The organism is Ornatilinea apprima (assembly GCF_001306115.1).
Taxonomy (GTDB): domain Bacteria; phylum Chloroflexota; class Anaerolineae; order Anaerolineales; family Anaerolineaceae; genus Ornatilinea; species Ornatilinea apprima.
In genome coordinates, this window is the sequence record NZ_LGCL01000031.1 from 70,856 (window position 1) to 91,021 (window position 20,166).

The window sequence follows — 20,166 nt, forward strand, 5'->3', positions numbered from 1 at the left end:
ATCGGGAATCGACCCATTTAATCACCCATCAGCTTAAATGTATCTTTAAGGGCTGGGTAAAGCTTCTGATAAACTTCATATCCCTTTCGATATTGTTCCATCTCAGCACTTTGAGGCTCTTCTTTTCCGGTGAGCTTGATCGCTGCCTTGCATGCCTCATCAACATCCTTCCAATAGCCTGCGCCAACCCCGGCCAGCAGAGCAGCCCCGTACGCTGCCCCTTCCGTTGTGTTGACCGTAACAAGTTCAGCTTCCAGAACGGATGCTAATATCTGGCGCCATAAGCGGCTTTTTGTTCCTCCACCAGAGGCGCGCACCTGATTGATCTGGCCTAATCCCGAATTCTGGATTAATTGAAAACTGTCTTTCAGCCCGTAAGCCACACCTTCCAATACGGCGCGGGTCATGTGAGCGCGTTTGTGACGAACGGTCAAGCCAATGAAAGCCCCGCGAGCCAATGGATCTGGATACGGGGTGCGCTCGCCGCTCAGGTAGGGCAGGAACTGCAGCCCATCACTTCCTGCCGGAATATCTTCCGATTCCCTGACCAGGTCAGCGATGGACATCTCTGGGGCAAGTGTGTCGTGGTACCATTGCAGGCTGCCCGCGGCGGAAAGCATGACGCCCATGAAGTGCCATCTACCCGGTACCGCGTGGCAGAAAGCGTGCAACCGGCCTTGCGGCTCGATCAATGCGGAAGGCGTGGTGGCAAAGACCACACCGCTGGTTCCCACGGTCAGGCCGATGATGCCTGGCTCAACAGCTCCTACGCCAACAGCCTGAGCTGCCTGGTCGCCGCCACCGGCCATAACCGGTGTGCCGGGTTTCAAGCCGGTTGCCTGCGCTGCTTCCGGGGTGATCCGTCCGGTGATCTCTTGCCCTTCGTAGAGTCGAGGCATCCAGGAGCGGGGAATCTCCAATCCGTCCAAAATTTCCTCCGACCAATTCCGCTGCTTCAGGTCCATGAGCACGGTGCCCGAACCATCCGCCATGTCCATGGCGAACTCGCCGGTCAACCTGTGCCGGATAAAGTCCTTTGGCAGGAGCACATTCGTTACCCTGGCGTATACTTCCGGTTCTTTCTCCCTGACCCAGAGAATCTTTGGGGCGGTAAAACCAGTTAGGGCAACGTTACCGGAGATTTGGATGAACCGCTCTCTGCCAATCCGCTGGTGGATTTCATCGCACTGGGCTTGAGTGCGCTGGTCATTCCAGAGGATCGCTGGCCGCAGGACATTCTGAGCCGCATCCAGCAGCACCAAACCATGCATCTGGCCGGTCAGGCCTACACCGAATATCTCAGAAGGATCAACCGCTGATTCCTCCAGAACAGATCTGATGCTCTGTTGGGTGCCGTTCCACCATAATTCTGGATCCTGCTCGCTCCATAATGGGTGCGGTGTCTCGAAGCCATAGGTGGTGGAATGGACTGCAATCACTTTCCCTGAGGAATCGATCAGCAGGGCTTTGGTGGCCGTAGTGGAAACATCTATACCAAGAAAGTAGGGCATATTATTTACTCCAATCTGATTTTTTGCAGGATTGCCTGTATCGCAGATTCATCGTTTGGCATAGGAATGTCTGAATGCAGTTCCCAGGTTTCTGTATGCGTTGCGGAGGCATCGGGCTCAATCAATGCTAAGGGCGCCAAGGTCTCCAGTTCCAGGAAGGACTGGTTGCAATAGCATTCACTGGAACTGCCGTTATCAGGGTAGCGCCCTTGCGGATCGAAGGCTGCCTTTTTGACGAACAGCACGCCATCCAGCCAGTACGCCATCCAACCGCGCGGATTGGGGAAACCGACCTTGAACGGAGTCTGCATGTTGGCATGCAAGAGAATAAACTGGTTCCCCAGTTTCAGGCACGGAGACGTAATATCCGTGTACGGCCACAAGGAAAGTGTCCGATTTGGCAAAAGCCCGGTTTGCGCACCAGACTGGGGCAGGATAGCCAACCCGCCTGTCCGGAACTGGGTGATCGTCCAGGGAGCGTATTCCACCGGCCTGCTTGACCGATTCGTGAGACGGTGCGTCAGGGTCAGTTTCGCCTGCTGCGGATCGAGATTCACCAGGATGGACTTTTCTATGCCTGTCTCCGATTCCGCTTCTTTGCGGATTAGCAGCCCGGCTTCGGATGAGGTGATCTCCACCGCCTGGTCATCGAAAGCGTAACTGAGCAGCGGGTCTTCCGGCGCCAGCCACAGGCGGTGCCCGCCGAAAAAGTGATATTGCTTGCCATCCGGGCGTTCCGTGGTAACATCCGGCAGTACTGCCAACAGGTTCTCACCTCCGCGGAAGCAAAGGGAAAGAATACGCGGTCCCAGTGCTTTCGGCACCAGGATCCGCAAGAGATCATTTTCCAGCACAACGCATTCAAGATCGTTTAAGTTGGCCATTTTCACCATAGGGTATGCAAAAGGGAGAGAGGATTAACCCCTCTCCCTTCCGGAAATTTACCGACTACCCAGCAGCAGATCGATGGTGAGTTGGTCCAGCCGCTCATATTTCAATCCGCGGGAAGCGATTGCAGCGCGGTCAAAGGGCTGCGCTTTGAGAGCCGCTGCCTTCTCCGCCGAGTATTTTCCGAGGTATGAGCTCATCGCTCCGTCATCCGCGTTAATCTCTGCGACGAGAGATTGAATCTCTTTGTCTTCATTCCACTGCTTTGCCTTCTCTTTCAGAATTAGGTAGGTGCGCATGCAGCCGCGGGCAAAGTCTTTGACGCCTTCATAGTCCTCGGTGCGATAGGCATGGGCATCAAAGTGGCGCGAGCCGGCATAGCCGATATCCTCGAGGAACTTGACTAAAAAGAAGGCAGCCTTGAGATCTCGCGATCCGAAACGCAGATCCTGGTCATAGCGGCCGGGGTACTGATCGTTCAGGTCGATATGGAAGAGTTTCCCGGCTTCCCAGGCCTGCGCCACACTGTGCATGAAATTGAGACCGGCCATATGTTCGTGAGCCACCTCGGGGTTTACGCCGACCATTTCGGGATGATCGAGCGTGGCAATAAAAGCCAGCATATGACCTGTGGTGGGGTTATAGATATCCGCGCGCGGCTCGTTGGGCTTGGCTTCGAGGGCGAACTTCAAATCATACTTTTTTTCGAGAGCGTACTCGCACAGAAAATTGATGGCATCACGGTTGCGTTTGATGGCATCGACCGGGTTTTTACTGGCATCTGTTTCGGTACCTTCGCGGCCTCCCCAGAAAACATAGATCCCGGCACCGAATTCTACACCGAGGTCGATTGCTTTCATGGTTTTTTGAATTGCGTAAGCCCGAACTTTTGGATCGTTTGAAGTAAAAGCCCCATCCTTGAAGATCGGATCGTAGAACAGGTTGGTGGTTGCCATGGGAACAACCAACCCTGTTTCGTCTAATGCTTTTCGGAAATCCCTTTTGATTGCTTCCGCTTCGGCAGGGGTTGCATCGATCGGAATTAGATCATTATCGTGAAAATTAACCCCATAGGCTCCAACTTCTGCCAACATGTAAACAATCTCCGCGGGGGTTTTCGCTCCGCGTACCTCACCTCCAAACGGATCGCTTCCGCGATTCCCGACGGTCCATAATCCAAAGGTAAATTTATCCTCGGGAGTGGGTTGATAAGCTGCCATAAATTCCTCCTATTTATCTGACTTCGAAATATGCGATTACAGGTGATGGGGCGCCCAATTCTTGGCCGCGTTTACCTGGTGAACACCCGCCAACTTCCAGTTTGAATTCCCCGGGTTCAAGCGTTAGTTTGCCATCATCATTATACAACGACATCATCTCTGGCGTCACAGAAAAACTGATGACCCGGCTCTCGCCAGCATCAAGCGTGACTTTCTCGAAACCGATGAGGTGATGAATTGGCACAATCGTTGATGCTTCGAGATCGCTCAAATAAAACTGCACAACTTCCGCGGCCCTTCGATCGCCCTGGTTGTGGATGGTAACGTTGACGGGCAAAACTTCGCCGGCTTTTACCGACTTGCTGTTCAGATGCAAGTCTGAATACGCAAACCGGCTGTAGCTCAGGCCAAAACCAAAAGGATAGAGCGGTTCTTCAGTGGCGTATCGGTAAGTACGCCTGTCCATGCTGTAATCATCAAAAGCTGGCAGTTGATCCAGTGATTTGGGGAACGTCAGCGGCAATTTGCCTGAAGGAGAAACATCACCAAACAGAACATCAGCCACTGCTCTTCCTCCTTCCATTCCCGGATACCAGATGAACACCACAGCGTCCACCATGTCTTCGACTTCTCCCAGGGCAATGGGACTGCCTCCAGTCAAGACAAGCACAATCTTCACACCATGGATGGCAAGCTCTTTAATGTAGTCAACCTGACTGGCTGGTAAGGAAATGCTATCTCGATCGCCATTTTGCGGAGAGAGCAGAGACTCACCTTCTTCGCCTTCGAGAAACGAAGATAACCCTGCGCAAACGATTGCCAGATCTGAAGTTTGCCCCATTTCTGGTGCCCAGGTTTTCTTGATCTCCCTGGGATGTTTCAGCATGGCGCCTGAGGTATATTCCATGCCCATTCCTTCAGGTATCCGGCCGGTGATCCCTTCAAGCAGGGTCACCATTTGATTGTTAAATCCATAGTAATTACCCAACAGGACTTCAATACTGGTTGCCGTAGGCCCGGTAACAAATATTTTTTTGGTAGAAGGTTTGATCGGCAGAATGTTGTTCTTGTTTTTCAGCAGCACTACCGCTTCGGTAGCCACTTTATATGCCAGCTGCCGGTGAGCTTCGCAGCCCACCACATCGGTACTGAGGGAGGTGTAAGGAACTTCTTCAGGCGGATCGAACATGCCCAACTTGAAGCGGGTGGCAAGGGAACGCTCGAGCGCCCGGTCAACATCCGCTTCTGTGATCAATCCCCTGGCAATAGCTTCAGGAATCTCGTTGAAAACGTGATCGCAGCCCAAATCGCAACCATGTTTCAACGCCAGCGCAGCGGATTCTGCCGCATCATTAGTTACCTTGTGGCTTTGATGAAAATCGGAGAGCGCCATACAGTCAGAGACCACATGGTTCTTAAACCCCCACTGGTCGCGCAGAAGGTCTTCGAGCAGGAATTGGCTGGCGCAGCATACCTCATCCAGCGTTCGATTATATGCGCCCATTACGGCCTCGACGTTGGCTTCGTTGACCAGCTTCTTAAAGGCAGGCAGGTATGTGTCAAAAAGTTCACGTTTGGTAACAATGGCGTTAAAGGTATGGCGGTCTTTTTCTGGTCCGGAATGTACCGCAAAGTGTTTGGCACATGCGGCGGTTTTGAGGTATTTTGGATGATCACCCTGCAGTCCGCGAACAAACTCGGCTGCCATTTCGCCGGTTAAGTATGGATCCTCTCCCCAGGTTTCCTGTCCGCGCCCCCAGCGCGGATCACGAAAAATATTCACGTTTGGGGACCACATGTTCAATCCCTGGTATTGATCTGTGTAGCCGTTACGGCGCAAGGCTGCATGATATTTCGCCCGGGCTTCGTCACCGATGGCAGAGGCAACTTCGTGAATTAATTTCTTATCCCAGGTTGCGGCCATGCCAATTGCCTGTGGAAAAACCGTTGCCTTTCCATTTCGGGCAACCCCGTGCAGGGCTTCGCTCCAATAGTTATATCGGGGAATATTGAGCCTTGGCACACCTGTTGATTCATGGCTCATCAACCCCACTTTTTCTTCGAGTGTCAGACGTTCGATAAGATCCTTGACCCGTTCAGAGATTGATGCCGATGTATCCAGATAAATTGGTTTCTCTGGTGTAGGAATATTGGTCATTAAATGCTCCTTAGAATAAAGACTGTCAATGTTTTCCCTTTTGTACACATAACCAATGGCATGGCGATGATCACAAACCGATTGGTGACAGGGGTTGTATTTTTCGTGTCAAAACGATTACCCTTTGACTGCCCCAGCCGTTAAACCCGATACGATCTGTTTTTCGGCAAAGAAGTAAAAAATAATCGTCGGGATGGATGACAACGCCACAAATGCTGAGATCAATGCTAAATCCTGACCGTATTGACCCTGGAATTGCATGACTCCTAATGGCAAAGTCCATAAGGAGTCGCTATTGAGAACCACAAGTGGTACCAGCAGATCATTCCAACTGGCAATCATGACCAACGCCGCCACCGCCGCCAGGGACGGCTTGACCAAAGGAATCATGACGCGCCAGAAGAAATCAAAATTGGTGCAGCCGTCAATATAGGCGGCATCCTGCAAATCTTGGGGAACTGCCGTGAAGAATCCACGGAGAATCATAATGTTGCCCGACAACTGGAACGCGGTTTGCACCAGTATGACACCCGCCAGGCTGTCGATCATATTGATTCCGAATTGTGTCATCTGCCTTAAGACGAAGTAGACTGGCAAGATGGCCACGTTGATGGGAAACATTAGCCCAAGGGTGAAAAGATTGAAAAAGAAATTTTTGCCGCGGAATTCCATGCGCGCGAAAATAAAAGCCACCAACGAGCACACAAGAACAGTAATCGCCGTGGTAGATAGCATGACGATCAAGCTGTTTTTCATCAATCGCCAAAAACTGGACGTAGATAAGATGTTGATGATATTGTCCCAGTTAGGCGGATTAGGAATCGAGTATGGATTGGAATACATCTGTCCTGTGGTTTTCACACTGCCAAAGAGCAGAATCACAATGGGAATGAAAACCATCGTTGACGTGACCGTAAGGATGATATATTGGATCATCCTTGGAACATTTTTTTGCATCCAGCGAGGGGTGGGGATGGGTTTGCGCATGAATGGTCCCTTTCTATAAACCGGTGAGATAATCAGGTTTACGGGTTAACTGCAGGTAAACGAGTGAGAAGATCACACAGATGATAAACATGATGATCGCGACAGCCGATCCATATCCGAATTGAAATCTGACAAATCCAAATCGGTACATGTAGGTCGCCATCGTCTCACTGGCGTTTACTGGTCCACCCCTTGTCATTACCCAAACTAGAATAAATTGCTGAATGGATCCTAAAACTGACATATAAACGGAAGTTTTTATCGTGCTGCCCAGCAATGGTAAGGTGATGAAGAAGAAATTTTGAATAGAATTCGCGCCATCCATGCGAGCAGCTTCTTCAATTTCCAATGGAATGTTTTGAAGCCCGGTGAGATACAAAAGCAAATGAAAACCGAAGTATTTCCACGTTAGAGCAATAAAGACAGCGATAAGAACCACGTTCATATCGGCGAGCCAATTGACTGGGGATAAACCCAATTGAACCAAAATGCCGTTAATAAAACCGCGTTCTGGATCTGGATTGTAGAGCAACATCCACATGATGCCCGTATTGACCTCAGAAAGCACGTAAGGTAGAAAGAACGTCGTCCTGAACAAAGCTCTACCCGGCAGATCACGCCCGACCATCGTCGCCAACACGATCGCCGCAGGAAGCTGCACCGCCAACGAGAGCACAATGATTATCAAGACGTTTTTTACAGATTTTAAGAATACGACATCATCAAGGACTTTCTTATAGTTTCCCAAACCTACGTTATTGACCGCGGCTCCCAGACCTTTCCAGTCAAAAGTGCTGTAGTAGACTGAACGGAATATGGGATAAATGACAAACAGCAGGAAAATAACGAGAGCGGGTAACAGAAAAAGGACAATAACCAACCGATCATTCGCATGACGCGAGTTGCGGGAACCTTTCTTAGGCAAGACAAAATTGCGAGTGGTAGAATTGGATTGCATTATGGTCTTTCTCTGCATTTTGATCTAATCAGGGGTCCGGGCAAAATCGGCTTTACCCAATACAGCCCCGCAGAACGCGTTTGCTGCCCCGTTTTATTTTGCTGAAGACACCTGAGGAACGGAAAATTCAAGGTTTTGACAGGTGCGTGTCGGTAAAGATCTCCTCCACGCACCTGTCAGATCTATCACTGCTGGTTATTGAGACAGGAAACCGGCTTCGATTTCGGCGCAGACTTCTTCTGGCGTTGCTACACCAGCGAAGAGCTTCTGCACAGCGTCATTGATGATGCCACCCATTGCGGAGGGCAAAACCTGGTCAAAATACAGTTGATAGTAAGTGGAATTGGCAACTGCTTCGGCAACCATCACCATGTTGGGATCGGTCAGAGCTTCGCCAGCACCCTTGGCTACCGGGATGCCGGTATTGGAGGCAGCGATGACTTTTTGATTCTCAACCGAGGTCAGGTATTTGACGAAGTCGATGGCTTCGGGCTCAGCGTTGACGCCGATGGCAAAGCCATTACCGCCACCAATGATATCGGTTACAAGCCCCGCGCCACCCTCAACTGCCGGGAAGGAGAACATGCCGAGATTCTTAACACCGGCCAGATCGGCGCTGTTGGCAGCCTGAACGGAAGGTGACCATTGCCCGCCAAGTTCCATAGCGGCTTTGCCATTGCCAAACGTAGCGTTCATTTCATCGTGGGTCGCGCCCAAGAAACCTTCCTGGAAGTAACCGCCATCAACGAGTTTCTTCAGCTCATAACCAGCCTGAACAAACGCCTCGTCTTCAAACGAGCCGGTACGGGCATCGCCAGTGGCAGCTGCTGCGGCAAACGCCTCGGCGCCGCCAATACGGGATACGAGGTAAGCCCAAATGTGCATGCCAGGCCATTTGTCGCCCTCACCCACGGAGATTGGGGTGATGCCGGCAGCTTTTAATTTTTCGCACGTGGCAAGGAATTCGCTCCACGTGGTGGGAACTGTGTCGATTCCAGCCTGGGCGAAGAGGTCTTTGTTATACCAGAAGGTAACTGCGCCCATATCCCAGGGAACGCCGTAGTTCTTGCCATCCACAGCGAAGGCATCCAAGGCACCGAGGCTGTTGCGCCATTCGCCGCCATTGGCGTCAAGATCAGCGGTGATGTCTTTCAATAAACCGGCATTAACCTGCTCGATCATGCCACCCTGACCCCAAGATTGGAAGATATCCGGAACTTCACCAGATTGCATCACGGTGGTCAGTTTGGTTTTAAAAGATTCGTTCTCAAGGACGGTGATCTCAATTTTCACATTGGGGTGGGCGGCCATATAATCATCAGCCATCTTCTGCCAATCAGAAAGAGCAGGGTCCTTGGTAGAAATGTGCCACCAGGTGATGGTCACTGGTTCAGCGGCAGCGGCCGGGGCTTCAGCGGCAGCAGCCGGAGCTTCAGTAGCAGCGGCCGGAGCTTCAGTGGCAGCGGCCGGGGCGTCAGCAGCAGCGGCCGGGGCTTCGGTAGGAGCGGCACAGGCAGACAGCATGAAAGCTGCGATGAACACAAAGCTGAGTAGAGTGTACAACTTACGAGCCATGATTCTTCTCCTTATCGGGTTACGGAAATGGTATAATCTTAACGTGCGGAGAAGTCCTCCACACGATTTGGCAGGTCTCCTTTTAGCTCACCAGGGTCAAAGAGAAGACCTGCTGTTTTTTACAATTGTCTTGATTCCCTCTCACCTCCTTTTTCTGTGCAAATAGGCTGCCCAAAATATTCGAGCATTAATTTGGGCATTGATCTTAATCCCTGGCGTCTATCGCTCGACAGGAATTTCGAATCACCAATCGTGTCTGCATTCGATAGGTTTGCTCATCAAGAGGTATTCCATTGATAATCTTGATCAGCATTTGCGTGCCCATATATCCCATTTCAGAGATAAATTGATCCACTGTGGTTAGTCCCAGGTATTTTGATTCGGGAATATTGTCAAAACCAACCAGAGAGAGATCTTCTGGGATGCGCAGCCCCATCTCTTCCGCCACTTGAAAAACTCCCAAAGCCATCTGGTCATTCGACGCAAAGATTGCCGTAGGGCGGTTTGGCAATGAAAGTAACATTCGAGAACAACTGATACCCGTCTCGGTGGTGAAATCGCCTGAGGCGATTAATTTTTCGTCAATAGGAATGTTGGCTTTCTTTAGGGAATCTCGGTAGCCAAGCAAGCGGCGGTTTGAACTCTCCAGTTCGACACGCCCGCCGATATATCCAATCCGTTTGTGTCCCAATCCGATCAGATATTCCATTGCTTCCATTGAGCCCTGATAATTGGTGGCGTGAACAGCAGGGTTTGTCGGGTTGCTCATGACTGGATCGATGGAGACAATGGGTTCATCGGTATTGAATTCACCCACTACAGGCGCAACAATGATGACTCCATCCGTTATGGATTTAGTTAAGAGCGAAACATATTTTCTTTCATGGTGCGCGCGGCCGCTTTTGCGCACGTTACCCGTGGTGTAAACCAGAAGGTCAAACTCTGATTCCGCGATTGCCCGGTTCACACCCTTCATGACTTCGATGGCAAAGGGATACGCAATATCTGGCATGATTAAGCCGATCAAGTTTTTCTTCTGGCTTCTCATGCTGCGGGCGGCCAGGTTGGTGGTGAAGCCCATTTCTTCTATAATTGAAAGGATGCGGCCTCGGGTTTCTTTGGCTACGTCAGATTTGCCGTTTAACGCGCGAGAGACCGTGGAAACGGAAACGCCAGCCGTCCTGGCAACATCTTGAATGGTAACCGATTGTTTTTCTTGATCCATGAAGGGAAGCCTCTTTCGGTAACGATGCCGGTATCGTTACCGGTATCGTTACCGGTATTATGGCATACATCAAAAAAAAATACAAGGATTTTTTAAGGTTAAAGATTTTCTCATCGATGGGCTTTCATCTATGGGAATATCAAGGGACGGATTTATGCTGGGTGAGAAAAGTGATATTTCTGAGACTTTAGCGAATTCATTTGCGGGATTGGGGAATTGGAACTACGCTTGCAGGCATCCGAGAAAGAATAGAAACGTTCCCCACGCATTATATAGATCGATTGGTTCAATAGAAACAGATCGCTCATCAAAACCTTTGATAGAGTTTTTTTAAGGTATTTGTTTGTTCGTTTTCTTCGTAGGCAGGCAAACTGTTACCATTACCTGCTTGCACTTGATCTTGTGGCATCCTACCCAACTGGTCTCGATAACACCCTATAATCCTTATTCACCTGTCGGCAGAGAATACAGCTCCTCTATCGTCATTCCAAAGGTATCACGGATGTATTGCACCATTAAATCCACGGAATGCTGGTAAACATCCTCGATCGCGGGATCGTTGTAGGCCTTGGTGAAGTATTCTTCCACGGTCTTGTCTTTGTAGCTGCACCAGATATCTTGATGCTCGCCGGTATCGATGAAGTATTCAAAACTCCCGCCGCCCTGGCTGTTATCGTCCACGCTGGCGATGAACTTTCTGTCGGCCGCGTGCCAGGTGATCACGATGCGATATTCATTACTGATGGGAGTGAAAAAGCGAACGTCAAACTCCTTCTCTCCCCATTCAGGGCGATGGACTTCCATGTTTACGTCGTCCAAAATGCTTTCGCCGCGATATTCATATAGATAGACCGCGTTGGGCTCATCCGCGTAGAAGCCCAGGTTCTTGAGATTTGGCGGCGCATACGGCAGCGCATACAACTTGGCAGGTGTCATGCCGAAGGTATCTTTGACAGTATCGTGAAAAATGCGCATGGGCGCGAGCAGCGGATCCTCGCCTTCCATGACCTCAAATGCCGCCCGCACCACCTGTTCGATATTCGCGCGGTCTTCTTCACTGATGTTGATGTCACCGCTGGGGGCGTCGTAGACGTAGTTCACGAGTTGTTCGCCGTCCTTATGGAACATGAAGACGTATGCGTCGAGATCGCCATAGTAGCCCAGTAACACCTTATAACCGCTCTCGGTATACATTGAGGTGCGGATGGTGTTGGTGAACCAACCTTCTGGAGGAGAACCCCAGGCGACATGGTGGATGGTGAAAGAAACATCCTCGCCGTCAAAGAACGCCTGGTGACTGTTGAAGTCCAGGTTGAATCCGAGTTCAGCCAGGGTTGTGGCAATGATGAAATCCTTCTCTTCGAGGTTTGGGTAAATGGTCTCGAGGGGGGACAGATCCTCAATGGAGGAGTTTGCCAGATAGAGCTGGCGCAGGTTGGTCAGCCCGGCCAGGGGAGTGAGGTCAGATATGGTCGAATGATCGAGCATGAGGACTTGTAAATTGATCAGGTTCGATAGCGCGCTGTACTCTTGAGCCTGGCTGCCGGAAAGGATCAGGAACTGGAGGTCCGTCAGCCCTGCGAGTGGCGTAACATCCGCGACGGGGTTACCAGCCAGCGACAAGGTGGTCAGTTTGGTCAGCCCCGCCAGCGGCGAAATATCGGTGACAACATGATTGGACAGGTCGAGGATTTCAAGATTGGTGAAGTTCTCCAGTCCGTTGAGATCCTTGATCGGTGCCTCTGCTGAAATGTAGCTTTGTAATTCATTGCTGAAATTCATCCTCGTCACCGCCTGTGCCTCAGCCAGGGTAATGTCGCCTTCTATTTTGCCCATTGAGCCACGTACCATTGCATCCAGCACCGGATCAACCAATGTTACGATGACGGGCACCGGCGTCGCAACGAGAGACGAGGTCGTCGTGACTTCCGCAACCGGGGTTGATGGGGGCGTTGTCACAGGGGGTGTGCTACAGGCTGCAAGGATTATGGTCAGCAAAACTGTTATCAGCTTATTATGAGATTTCATCATCGAAAGGAATCCTTAATTTATTTTGCCTGAACATGTGAAGATGGGCTAACAGGTGGGCATCCTTTTTGTCCCTATAAATTATGAGAATTTTATTCCCCTTTGTATTTAACACTTACCACCTGATCACAAGTTAAGCCGTGCAATTCAAAGGACATCACTTGTTGACGTTTAGGTTTGGTGAAAATATAAAACCCACTTCGGTGCGCTTGCATTGTAGAGGCGTGGTGGGCACTGTTGGAGTTTTCCGACCTGATGCTGGATGTGCTCTACAGCTTCCTGGCGCTATATTTTGTGGATATGGTCAATATGGACCCCGGAGGGGCGGCGATGGCCATCAGCGTGTGGACGGTGGTGGGCCTGGCGGGCGATTTTTTGCTCATTCCGTTGCTGGAGCGGGTGAAGGGGCTGGATTACCTGCGGGTGAGCGTGGCGCTGGAATTGATTCTTTACCCGGCCTTCCTGCTGGTCGAGCCTTTGTGGCTGTAACTGGTTCTATTGGGATGGCTGGGGATATTCAACTCGGGCTGGTACTTGATCATCAAGGCAATTTGTATAGTGACCTGGGCAAGCAGAGCGCGGCGATCCTGGTTCTGGATAACGCGGTTGCACTCATGGGCAGGTTGATCCCGCTGGGGTTGGGGTTGGCAGCGCAGAATTTTGGCCTGTATGCAGCCATGTGGTTGCTGCTGCTGGGCCCGCTGGCGCTGCTGGTGGGTCTGCCGAGGAAGATGGGTGACCAACCATCGAGAATTGCAGGTCGCTGTAAGGAGGTTTGAAGGAGTCTCAGGAAGGCCGCGCGCACAGGCTGGCCGAGCCGACACAAGGAGTGTGCCTAAAAAAAGATTTTCAACGCCTGCCCTAAGATTTCGTACTTGACTTTCGATCGGAAAAGTATACAATGATCCTTAAGTTTGATCGTCAAACAAACAAATTTCCCCCTAGGATGTTATGGCTAAACCAAAAACTGCCAACCAAACGCTTGTTCGCGAGATGAATGCGTCCATTGTCATGGATTGCATCCGTTTGTACGCGCCCCTATCACGGGCCGATCTGGCTGCCCGGACGGGATTGATGCGCAGCACCATTTCATTGATTGTGGACGAGTTGATTGGACACAGCTTTGTGCGCGAAATCCATCGCCAGGGCTCGAAGGTTGGCCGTCCAGGCACCCTGTTGGAAGTGAACCCGAACGCCGGGTTTGCTGTAGGATTGGAAGTCGGCGTGGATTTCCTGGCGGTCATCGTTACAAATTTTGTGGGCGAAATTCTTTGGCGCCGAACTCAGGCAACGCCAGAGAGTCAACATCAAATTGCCAAGCTGGAGCAAGTTGAACAAGTGATTGCCGAGGCACTGGAAGCAGGCAAAAGTCTTGGATTGCGCCCGCTGGGCATTGGCGTGGGGGTGCCAGGTTTGGTAGATGCGGAACAGGGCAAACTGGTGTTTGCGCCCAACCTGCACTGGATGGACGTGCCTCTGCGCCTGATTTGGACGCGTCGCTTTGGCCTGCCGGTTTTTGTGGAAAACGAGGCCAACTGCGCCTGTCTGGGCGAGTATTTTTATGGCAATGCCCGCAACATTGAAAATTTTATTTTCTTGAAGACCGGCGTTGGTTTGGGGGGTGGGGTGATGATCGACGGCAAGCTCTTCCGTGGCGCCAACGGCTACGGCGGGGAGATTGGGCATATGGCCCTGTATAAAGGCGGGGAATTGTGCGCTTGCGGACGGCATGGCTGTTGGGAGACCTATGTGCGGCCGTCCAATCTGTACAGGGATATTATCCTGCGGCTAAAGGACGGCAACAAGAGCATGATTGCCGATCTAGTTGGTGGTGATTTGTACAAGATCACGATGGACGAAGTCATCGAGGCGGCGCAGCAAGGGGACGCGGTCGTTCTCTCCGTATTAGAAGATTATGCCAGGCATCTGGCGTTCGGAATTTGCAACCTTATCAATATTTTTAATCCCGAACTGGTCATCTTAGGTGGTACATTGAGTGGAGCCGGCCAATGGTTGGTGCCGGCTATTAACGCTTCTATGCAGCAAAACGTCATGCCCCCTTTGCGCAACATAACGCGTATCGAAGTCTCTGCCCGGGGAGAAGACGCTTGTTTATTAGGGGCGATAGCTCTCGTTCTGGACGATATTCTGCGCGAACCCCTGGGTTAACCCCCAGCCTGGTTCGGAGAATTTTGGCCAGGGCGAGATTCTCCGTTGAACAGTCTCTGGTAGCGCTGGAGTCTATGAGAAGAAAACAGGAGGTGATCAGGAGAAAAGGAGAAGCTGTTCTGTCTACGCCGTATTCAATAATCTGATGGTTTCTATTTGGAGGGAAAATTATGAAAGGCAAGTTCAATCGTACGATTATGACCCTGGTAGGGTTGCTGGTGATTGCAAGTATGCTCTTCGGCTGTGTACCTGCGACGCAGGCGCCTGCCGCTGAGGATACGACCGCAGCTCCTGCCGCGGGAGAGAAGATTAAGGTCGGTTTGTCCTTCTCTGACTTCGCGACCGAACGCTGGAAGAACGAAGAGGTTCTGCTGCGTGGTTTGTTGGAAGATCTTGGATACGAAGTTCTGTCCCAGGAAGCCAATCACGACGTGAAGGCGCAGAACGATCAGATCGACAACATGGTCAGCCAGGGCGTGAAAGGCCTGATCGTGGTCGCGGAAGATGGCGACGCGGTTGTGACCTCGGTGGAAAAAGCCGCCGATGCAGGCGTGAAAGTGATCGCTTATGACCGCCTGATCAAGACCCCCAAGATTGCTGCATATCTGTCCTTCAACAACGTGGAAGTTGGCCGCCAGCAGGCGGACGGCGTGATGAAGGCCATCGACATCGAGAACTGGGACGTGGCCGCGAACGGCAAGGTCCGCCTGGTGAAGTTGGGCGGCTCCCCGACCGACAACAACGCGATCCTGTTCCGCAAGGGCCAGGACGAAATCCTCGCCAAGTACGAAGACAAGATCGAAGTGGTTGCCGACCAGTGGGTTGACAACTGGGATGCTGCCAATGCTCTGAAGCTGATGGAGAACATCCTCACGGCTGCCGGCAATGACATCGACGCGGTGGTGGCTTCGAATGACGGAACTGCTCTGGGCGCCTTGCAGGCGATGAAAGCCCAGGGTCTGGCTGGTGTCGTGCCGATCTCGGGCCAGGACGCCACGGCCGATGGCTCGAACAGCATCGTGCGCGGCGAATTGACCGTCTCGATCCTCAAAGACATCCGCAACCTGTCCCCGCTGGCTGTCGAAACCCTCGACACTCTGCTCAAGGGCGGCACGGTTCCTGGTATGGCCAACTACACCATGGCCGAGCTGACCAACGATCCCGCCTACCAGGGTGAGGTTCCTTGCTTGTTCCTAGAGGTTCAGCAGGTCAACAAAGACAACCTGTACGACCTGGTGGTCAAGAGCGGCTTCCAGCCCTACGACGATGTCTATCGCGACATCCCAGATGATCAGAAGCCGCCAAAACCCTAGGGTTTTAGCTGAAAGGCAATCCCCCGAGTTCGGCTTTAGACGCTAAGAAGTCGAACGACTAAGTCAAAAGGGGGTCTGCGGCTCTCGTAGACCCCCTTTTGCAAACTCTCTAAAAATAGTTGTACCTTATATAAGATACAATCCTATATAATAATTAATCGATTGTTTACTCGGTTCTTTCACCTGAGTCATTATGGATGAATGGAAACTTCTAGCACTTCGGTCAGTAGAAAGCCTGGCTGATGAAGGAGCATTCCGTGAGCGATGATATTATTCTGGATATTCGCAATGTAACAAAGACGTTTCCTGGCGTGGTCGCGCTGAATGATGTGTCGATGCAGATAAAGCGTGGGGAGATTCACGGCTTGTGTGGTGAAAACGGCGCGGGAAAGTCGACCCTGATGAAAATTTTGTCGGGGGTCTACCCCTATGGTACATACGAGGGGACGATCCTGTATGACGGCCGGGAGTTAAAGCTGGGAGAAGGGGCGATTCAGCAGGCGATGAAAGATGGTATCGCCATCGTGTACCAGGAACTGACCCTGGTGCCGAACATGACCGTGGGCGAGAATGTCTTTTTGGGCAAAGAGCCAACCGAGGCTGGTCTGATCAACTGGAATAAGGTGTATTCCGACACTCGGGAAATTTTGACCAAGTATAAGCTGGACGTGGTTCCCCAGGTGCCGGTGAAAGAGCTCGGCGTGGGTAAGATGCAGATGGTGGAGATTGCCAAGGCGCTCTCTGAAAACGCAAAAATTCTTATCCTGGACGAACCCACCAGTGCTTTGAACGAAGCCGAAATCGAAAAGTTGATGGAGATACTGGAAACGCTGAAGAGTCACGGCGTGACCTGCATCTATATTTCCCATAAATTAAACGAATTCTTCCGCATCACCGATTCGATAACCGTGCTGCGTGATGGAAAAACAATCATTTCTAAGCCGACCAGCGAGCTGACCCAGGAAGACCTGGTGCGCTACATGGTAGGGCGAGAAATGAAAGAGCGCTTCCCCAAGCGAGAAAGTCGCCCCGGAGAGGTAATTTTTGAGGTCAAGAATCTACACGCCACCGACCCATTAGACTCGGGCCGCAAGGTGCTGAAAGGGGTCAACTTCGAACTACGCAAGGGCGAAATCCTGGGAATAGCGGGCTTGATGGGCTCGGGGCGCACCGAACTGGTGACGACCATCTTTGGTGAATATGCAAAGATCACCGAGGGTTCCATTGTGTTGGAAGGCAAAGAGTTAAAAATCAACAGCGCGCATGAAGCCATGTTGCAGGGGATCAGCCTGGTTCCCGAAGACCGCAAGCGTCAGGGGCTGGTGCTGATCCAGACCATCCTAAAGAATGTATCACTGCCTAACCTGGATAAATTTGCGGCATTCTTCCGAATTAACAGTGACGCCGAGTATTCTGCCGCCAGCCAGCAGGCTAAGAACCTGGCGATTAAAGCGCCAAACCTGGATGTTGAGGCCGAGACCTTATCGGGCGGCAACCAGCAGAAAGTGGTCATTGCCAAGTGGCTGCTATCCAATCCCAAGGTATTGATCATGGATGATCCTACTCGGGGAATTGATGTTGGGGCAAAGTTTGAAATTTATAAGTTGATGAACGATCTGGCCGAGAAAGGCGTGTCCATCATCATGATTTCCAGCGACCTGGAGGAGGTGCTGGGGATGAGCGATCGGATCATGGTGATGTGTGGAGGGCGTTCAAGCCCGACGCTGGAGCTTGAAGAAGCAACTCGAGAATATATTATGAAACTGGCTACCGGGGTTGCCTGATCGACCTTGCTGGGTGGGTTGAAAATTCTAAGGAGGAAGTATGGCTGTTACGCCTGAAATAAAAAAGCCTGATGAAGAACTGGGTCTGCTGGGAGAGTTATCCAAGCGGTTCCGGCAAAATATGCAAACCTATACGATCATCCTGGCGTTGATCGGCATCTGGGTGTTCTTTGCAGTGTTGACCAAGGGCTCATTCCTGTCGGCGCAGAACTTTTCAAACCTGTTCCGCCAGATGACGGTGACATCGTTTCTTGCCATTGGCATGGTGCTGGTTATTGTCACTGCCGGTATCGACCTTTCGGTGGGTAAGGCAGCCGGGTTTGTCTCGGTGATGGTGGCTTTCCTGCAGGCACGTTTTTGGGTGCAAACCATCCCGATTGCAAACCCGATTGTGATGGCGATTTTGTCTGTGATTATCGGCATCATCATTGGGGTTATCTTTGGAGCGCTGCAAGGCTCGATTATTGCGTACCTGCGTGTTCCGCCCTTCATTGTGACCCTGGGCGGCCTTTTTATTGCCCGCGGGTTAATCCTGTGGCGCACGGAAGGCAAGACCATCCCGGCCAACCAGGTGGGCTTTGACTATATTGCCCAGGGCTATTTACCCGACCTGGTTGGGTGGATTATCGCCGCGCTGGTGGTGGCTTTCTTGTTCTTTAGTATGGTCACCGGGCGAAAACGCAAACGCCAATACGGCGTGCATGTGCCGAACTTCGCTTATGATATCCTGTTGACGGGCTTCTTCTCCGCGCTGGTGTTGGTTTATGTGTTCATGGTCAACCAATACAAGGGCGTGCAGGTGCCGGTAGCGCTGTTGGCAGTGGCTTCGGTGCTCATGTCTTATGTGGCCAATAACACTCGCTTTGGGCGCTACACTTATGCGATCGGCGGCAACCGTGAGGCGGCGCGCCTCTCGGGCATTAACATTAAGAAAACCCTCTTCATGGTCTATACGGTGATGGGGTTGCTGGTTGGCGTGGGCGGCGTGGTGTTGGCTTCTTATGTGGGCTATGGCACGATTGCAGCGGGTGAAGGCTACGAGTTGGATGCGATCGCCAGTGCCATCCTGGGCGGCACCTCTCCGACGGGCGGTTCCGGCACGATCTTTGGCGCGTTGATCGGCGCGTTGATCATGTCCAGCCTGACCACTGGTCTGCAAATGCTCAACGTGCAGCCGTACGTGCAATACATGGTCAAGGGTGTTGTGCTGGTGCTGGCTGTACTGTTAGACGTTGCTTTCAAGAAGGGTAAAGCTTAAACTTTTTTTCCCTTTCTCTCCTTCCCCGCAATTCTTGGATTGCGGGGAATGCAGTTTAAGGCGTTCTTGTAGACGCTAAATTTCCTGGGGCTGTCCACTCTGTAGAGACAGCCCCACTTACATCCCTGAAGTTCAGGGCGTGCCGGTAGCCCGAAGCCGGGAGCCACTCCATGAAGCATAAATCTCCGAAGAGACCAGCGCCCCAGGTATCTTAGCCGTCACAATCGAACACTGCCAAAGATTCGCTGGCACGGTAAAGCAACTAAAACCATCACAGGCAAGTTCGACGGGCAGGCCCACCATCCACATATAGTCAAAATCACGCCACATCAAGCATCGTCGTCGGAGGAATGAGCCGAAACTTGAGGAGTGTCCAATTCCAAGCGAAAAGAGTTTCCCGGCCCGCCGGTGGGTCATCGAATGGACTTTTGGATGGTTAGCCAAGCGCCGCAGTATCAAAATCCAGTGGTGCAAATTCAATCCACATTTCTAACTGCCTATAGCATTATTCCACAGTACGAGCAGTTAATCCTTCTGCTTCTTTGATGTTCAAAAATCCTTCAATAGCAATTGATAGTTTCATTGACGAACCTGAAGGTTTTCGGTTTATTACAAAATCCTCCAAAAAAGAAAATTTTATAATCGAAATCCACCGGGCTAATAAAAAACCGGAGATTGTTGGTCTCCGGTTTGCTCTAGATAGCGGGGAGTGGATTCGAACCACTACCCTAAAGGGTACTAACGTGACCTCCGGGTTACAAGAGATTTTCCTGGTTTCGGAACGTTTTGAACGCAGGCTGCGCATTTTTGCCTGGTCTGAGGGACGCTCTTCTGAAGGGGCCGGAGGATCTTTGGTTACGAGTTATTAGACGTATGATAGCGACTTTTTATGACCGGGTCAAGTGAGACTTTTTTCGCGGTTACAGTCACAAAAATCCATAGAAGGGGTTGAAAAAAGAGAGAGTTCCAGTCAATATTGAAGTTGGCACAAACAACAAAGAAAGGAACTCTCGATGACAGACGAAGCTGTCCATATCAGTATAACCATAAAAGTGGAAGGTGTGACCAAGGAAATTGAGGAAAAAGTGCTTG

The 20,166-nt window shown here is 51.3% G+C and carries 15 protein-coding genes; 6 read left to right on the forward strand and 9 right to left on the reverse strand.

The window, feature by feature from the left end; translation table 11 throughout:
* Positions 1-17 precede the first annotated feature (17 nt).
* The 9 genes from xylB to ADN00_RS13680 form a co-directional block, all read right to left on the reverse strand.
* Positions 18-1,511, reverse strand: coding sequence for a xylulokinase (xylB, locus tag ADN00_RS13640; RefSeq protein WP_075063549.1), 1,494 nt, complete (start codon positions 1,509-1,511; stop codon positions 18-20).
* A 5-nt stretch (positions 1,512-1,516) separates the two neighbouring features.
* Entirely contained in the window at positions 1,517-2,404 is an 888-nt protein-coding gene (locus ADN00_RS13645) for a hypothetical protein (protein ID WP_082390139.1), read from the reverse strand.
* A 48-nt stretch (positions 2,405-2,452) separates the two neighbouring features.
* Positions 2,453-3,619, reverse strand: coding sequence for a xylose isomerase (xylA, locus tag ADN00_RS13650; RefSeq protein ID WP_075063550.1), 1,167 nt, complete (start codon positions 3,617-3,619; stop codon positions 2,453-2,455).
* Positions 3,620-3,632: 13 nt separating this feature from the next.
* Positions 3,633-5,777, reverse strand: coding sequence for a glycoside hydrolase family 3 C-terminal domain-containing protein (locus ADN00_RS13655; protein ID WP_075063551.1), 2,145 nt, complete (start codon positions 5,775-5,777; stop codon positions 3,633-3,635).
* Between the two features lie 117 nt (positions 5,778-5,894).
* A complete protein-coding gene (locus tag ADN00_RS13660) occupies positions 5,895-6,764 on the reverse strand; it encodes a carbohydrate ABC transporter permease (protein WP_075063552.1) in 870 nt (289 codons plus the stop codon).
* A gap of 13 nt (positions 6,765-6,777) precedes the next feature.
* Entirely contained in the window at positions 6,778-7,722 is a 945-nt protein-coding gene (locus tag ADN00_RS13665; protein ID WP_082390140.1) for a carbohydrate ABC transporter permease, read from the reverse strand.
* Positions 7,723-7,917: 195 nt separating this feature from the next.
* A complete protein-coding gene (locus ADN00_RS13670; protein ID WP_075063554.1) occupies positions 7,918-9,297 on the reverse strand; it encodes an extracellular solute-binding protein in 1,380 nt (459 codons plus the stop codon).
* Positions 9,298-9,502: 205 nt separating this feature from the next.
* Positions 9,503-10,522 (reverse strand): LacI family DNA-binding transcriptional regulator, encoded by a 1,020-nt coding sequence (locus ADN00_RS13675; protein ID WP_075063555.1) that lies wholly within the window; start codon positions 10,520-10,522, stop codon positions 9,503-9,505.
* Between the two features lie 444 nt (positions 10,523-10,966).
* The gene (locus ADN00_RS13680) at positions 10,967-12,553 is read right to left on the reverse strand and encodes a leucine-rich repeat domain-containing protein (protein WP_152966357.1); all 1,587 of its coding nucleotides are present in this window, start codon (positions 12,551-12,553) and stop codon (positions 10,967-10,969) included.
* A gap of 234 nt (positions 12,554-12,787) precedes the next feature.
* On the opposite strand from ADN00_RS13680, the gene ADN00_RS13685 reads away from it, so the two are divergent.
* From ADN00_RS13685 to ADN00_RS13710, 6 genes are all read left to right on the forward strand, one after another.
* Positions 12,788-13,039 (forward strand): hypothetical protein, encoded by a 252-nt coding sequence (locus ADN00_RS13685; protein WP_075063557.1) that lies wholly within the window; start codon positions 12,788-12,790, stop codon positions 13,037-13,039.
* Positions 13,030-13,329: a hypothetical protein gene (locus ADN00_RS13690; RefSeq protein ID WP_152966358.1), complete on the forward strand. Its 300-nt coding sequence runs from the start codon at positions 13,030-13,032 to the stop codon at positions 13,327-13,329. The genes ADN00_RS13685 and ADN00_RS13690 overlap by 10 nt, the downstream gene beginning before the upstream one ends.
* A gap of 172 nt (positions 13,330-13,501) precedes the next feature.
* Positions 13,502-14,719: an ROK family protein gene (locus tag ADN00_RS13695; RefSeq protein ID WP_075063559.1), complete on the forward strand. Its 1,218-nt coding sequence runs from the start codon at positions 13,502-13,504 to the stop codon at positions 14,717-14,719.
* 170 nt (positions 14,720-14,889) lie between these two features.
* Positions 14,890-16,032, forward strand: a complete 1,143-nt coding sequence (locus ADN00_RS13700) for a substrate-binding domain-containing protein (protein ID WP_075063560.1) — start codon at positions 14,890-14,892, stop codon at positions 16,030-16,032.
* 257 nt (positions 16,033-16,289) lie between these two features.
* Positions 16,290-17,816: a sugar ABC transporter ATP-binding protein gene (locus tag ADN00_RS13705; RefSeq protein ID WP_236691517.1), complete on the forward strand. Its 1,527-nt coding sequence runs from the start codon at positions 16,290-16,292 to the stop codon at positions 17,814-17,816.
* Positions 17,817-17,856: 40 nt separating this feature from the next.
* Positions 17,857-19,074 (forward strand): sugar ABC transporter permease, encoded by a 1,218-nt coding sequence (locus tag ADN00_RS13710; protein WP_075063562.1) that lies wholly within the window; start codon positions 17,857-17,859, stop codon positions 19,072-19,074.
* Positions 19,075-20,166 lie beyond the last annotated feature (1,092 nt).

Excerpts from the sequence above, each read along its gene's own strand:
- xylB (WP_075063549.1), bottom strand. The coding sequence starts at position 1,511 with ATGCCCTACTTTCTTGGTATAGATGTTTCCACTACGGCCACCAAAGCC.
- ADN00_RS13645 (WP_082390139.1), bottom strand. The coding sequence starts at position 2,404 with ATGGTGAAAATGGCCAACTTAAACGATCTTGAATGCGTTGTGCTGGAA.
- xylA (WP_075063550.1), bottom strand. The coding sequence starts at position 3,619 with ATGGCAGCTTATCAACCCACTCCCGAGGATAAATTTACCTTTGGATTA.
- ADN00_RS13655 (WP_075063551.1), bottom strand. The coding sequence starts at position 5,777 with ATGACCAATATTCCTACACCAGAGAAACCAATTTATCTGGATACATCG.
- ADN00_RS13660 (WP_075063552.1), bottom strand. The coding sequence starts at position 6,764 with ATGCGCAAACCCATCCCCACCCCTCGCTGGATGCAAAAAAATGTTCCA.
- ADN00_RS13665 (WP_082390140.1), bottom strand. The coding sequence starts at position 7,722 with ATGCAATCCAATTCTACCACTCGCAATTTTGTCTTGCCTAAGAAAGGT.
- ADN00_RS13670 (WP_075063554.1), bottom strand. The coding sequence starts at position 9,297 with ATGGCTCGTAAGTTGTACACTCTACTCAGCTTTGTGTTCATCGCAGCT.
- ADN00_RS13675 (WP_075063555.1), bottom strand. The coding sequence starts at position 10,522 with ATGGATCAAGAAAAACAATCGGTTACCATTCAAGATGTTGCCAGGACG.
- ADN00_RS13680 (WP_152966357.1), bottom strand. The coding sequence starts at position 12,553 with ATGATGAAATCTCATAATAAGCTGATAACAGTTTTGCTGACCATAATC.
- ADN00_RS13695 (WP_075063559.1), top strand. The coding sequence starts at position 13,502 with ATGGCTAAACCAAAAACTGCCAACCAAACGCTTGTTCGCGAGATGAAT.
- ADN00_RS13700 (WP_075063560.1), top strand. The coding sequence starts at position 14,890 with ATGAAAGGCAAGTTCAATCGTACGATTATGACCCTGGTAGGGTTGCTG.
- ADN00_RS13710 (WP_075063562.1), top strand. The coding sequence starts at position 17,857 with ATGGCTGTTACGCCTGAAATAAAAAAGCCTGATGAAGAACTGGGTCTG.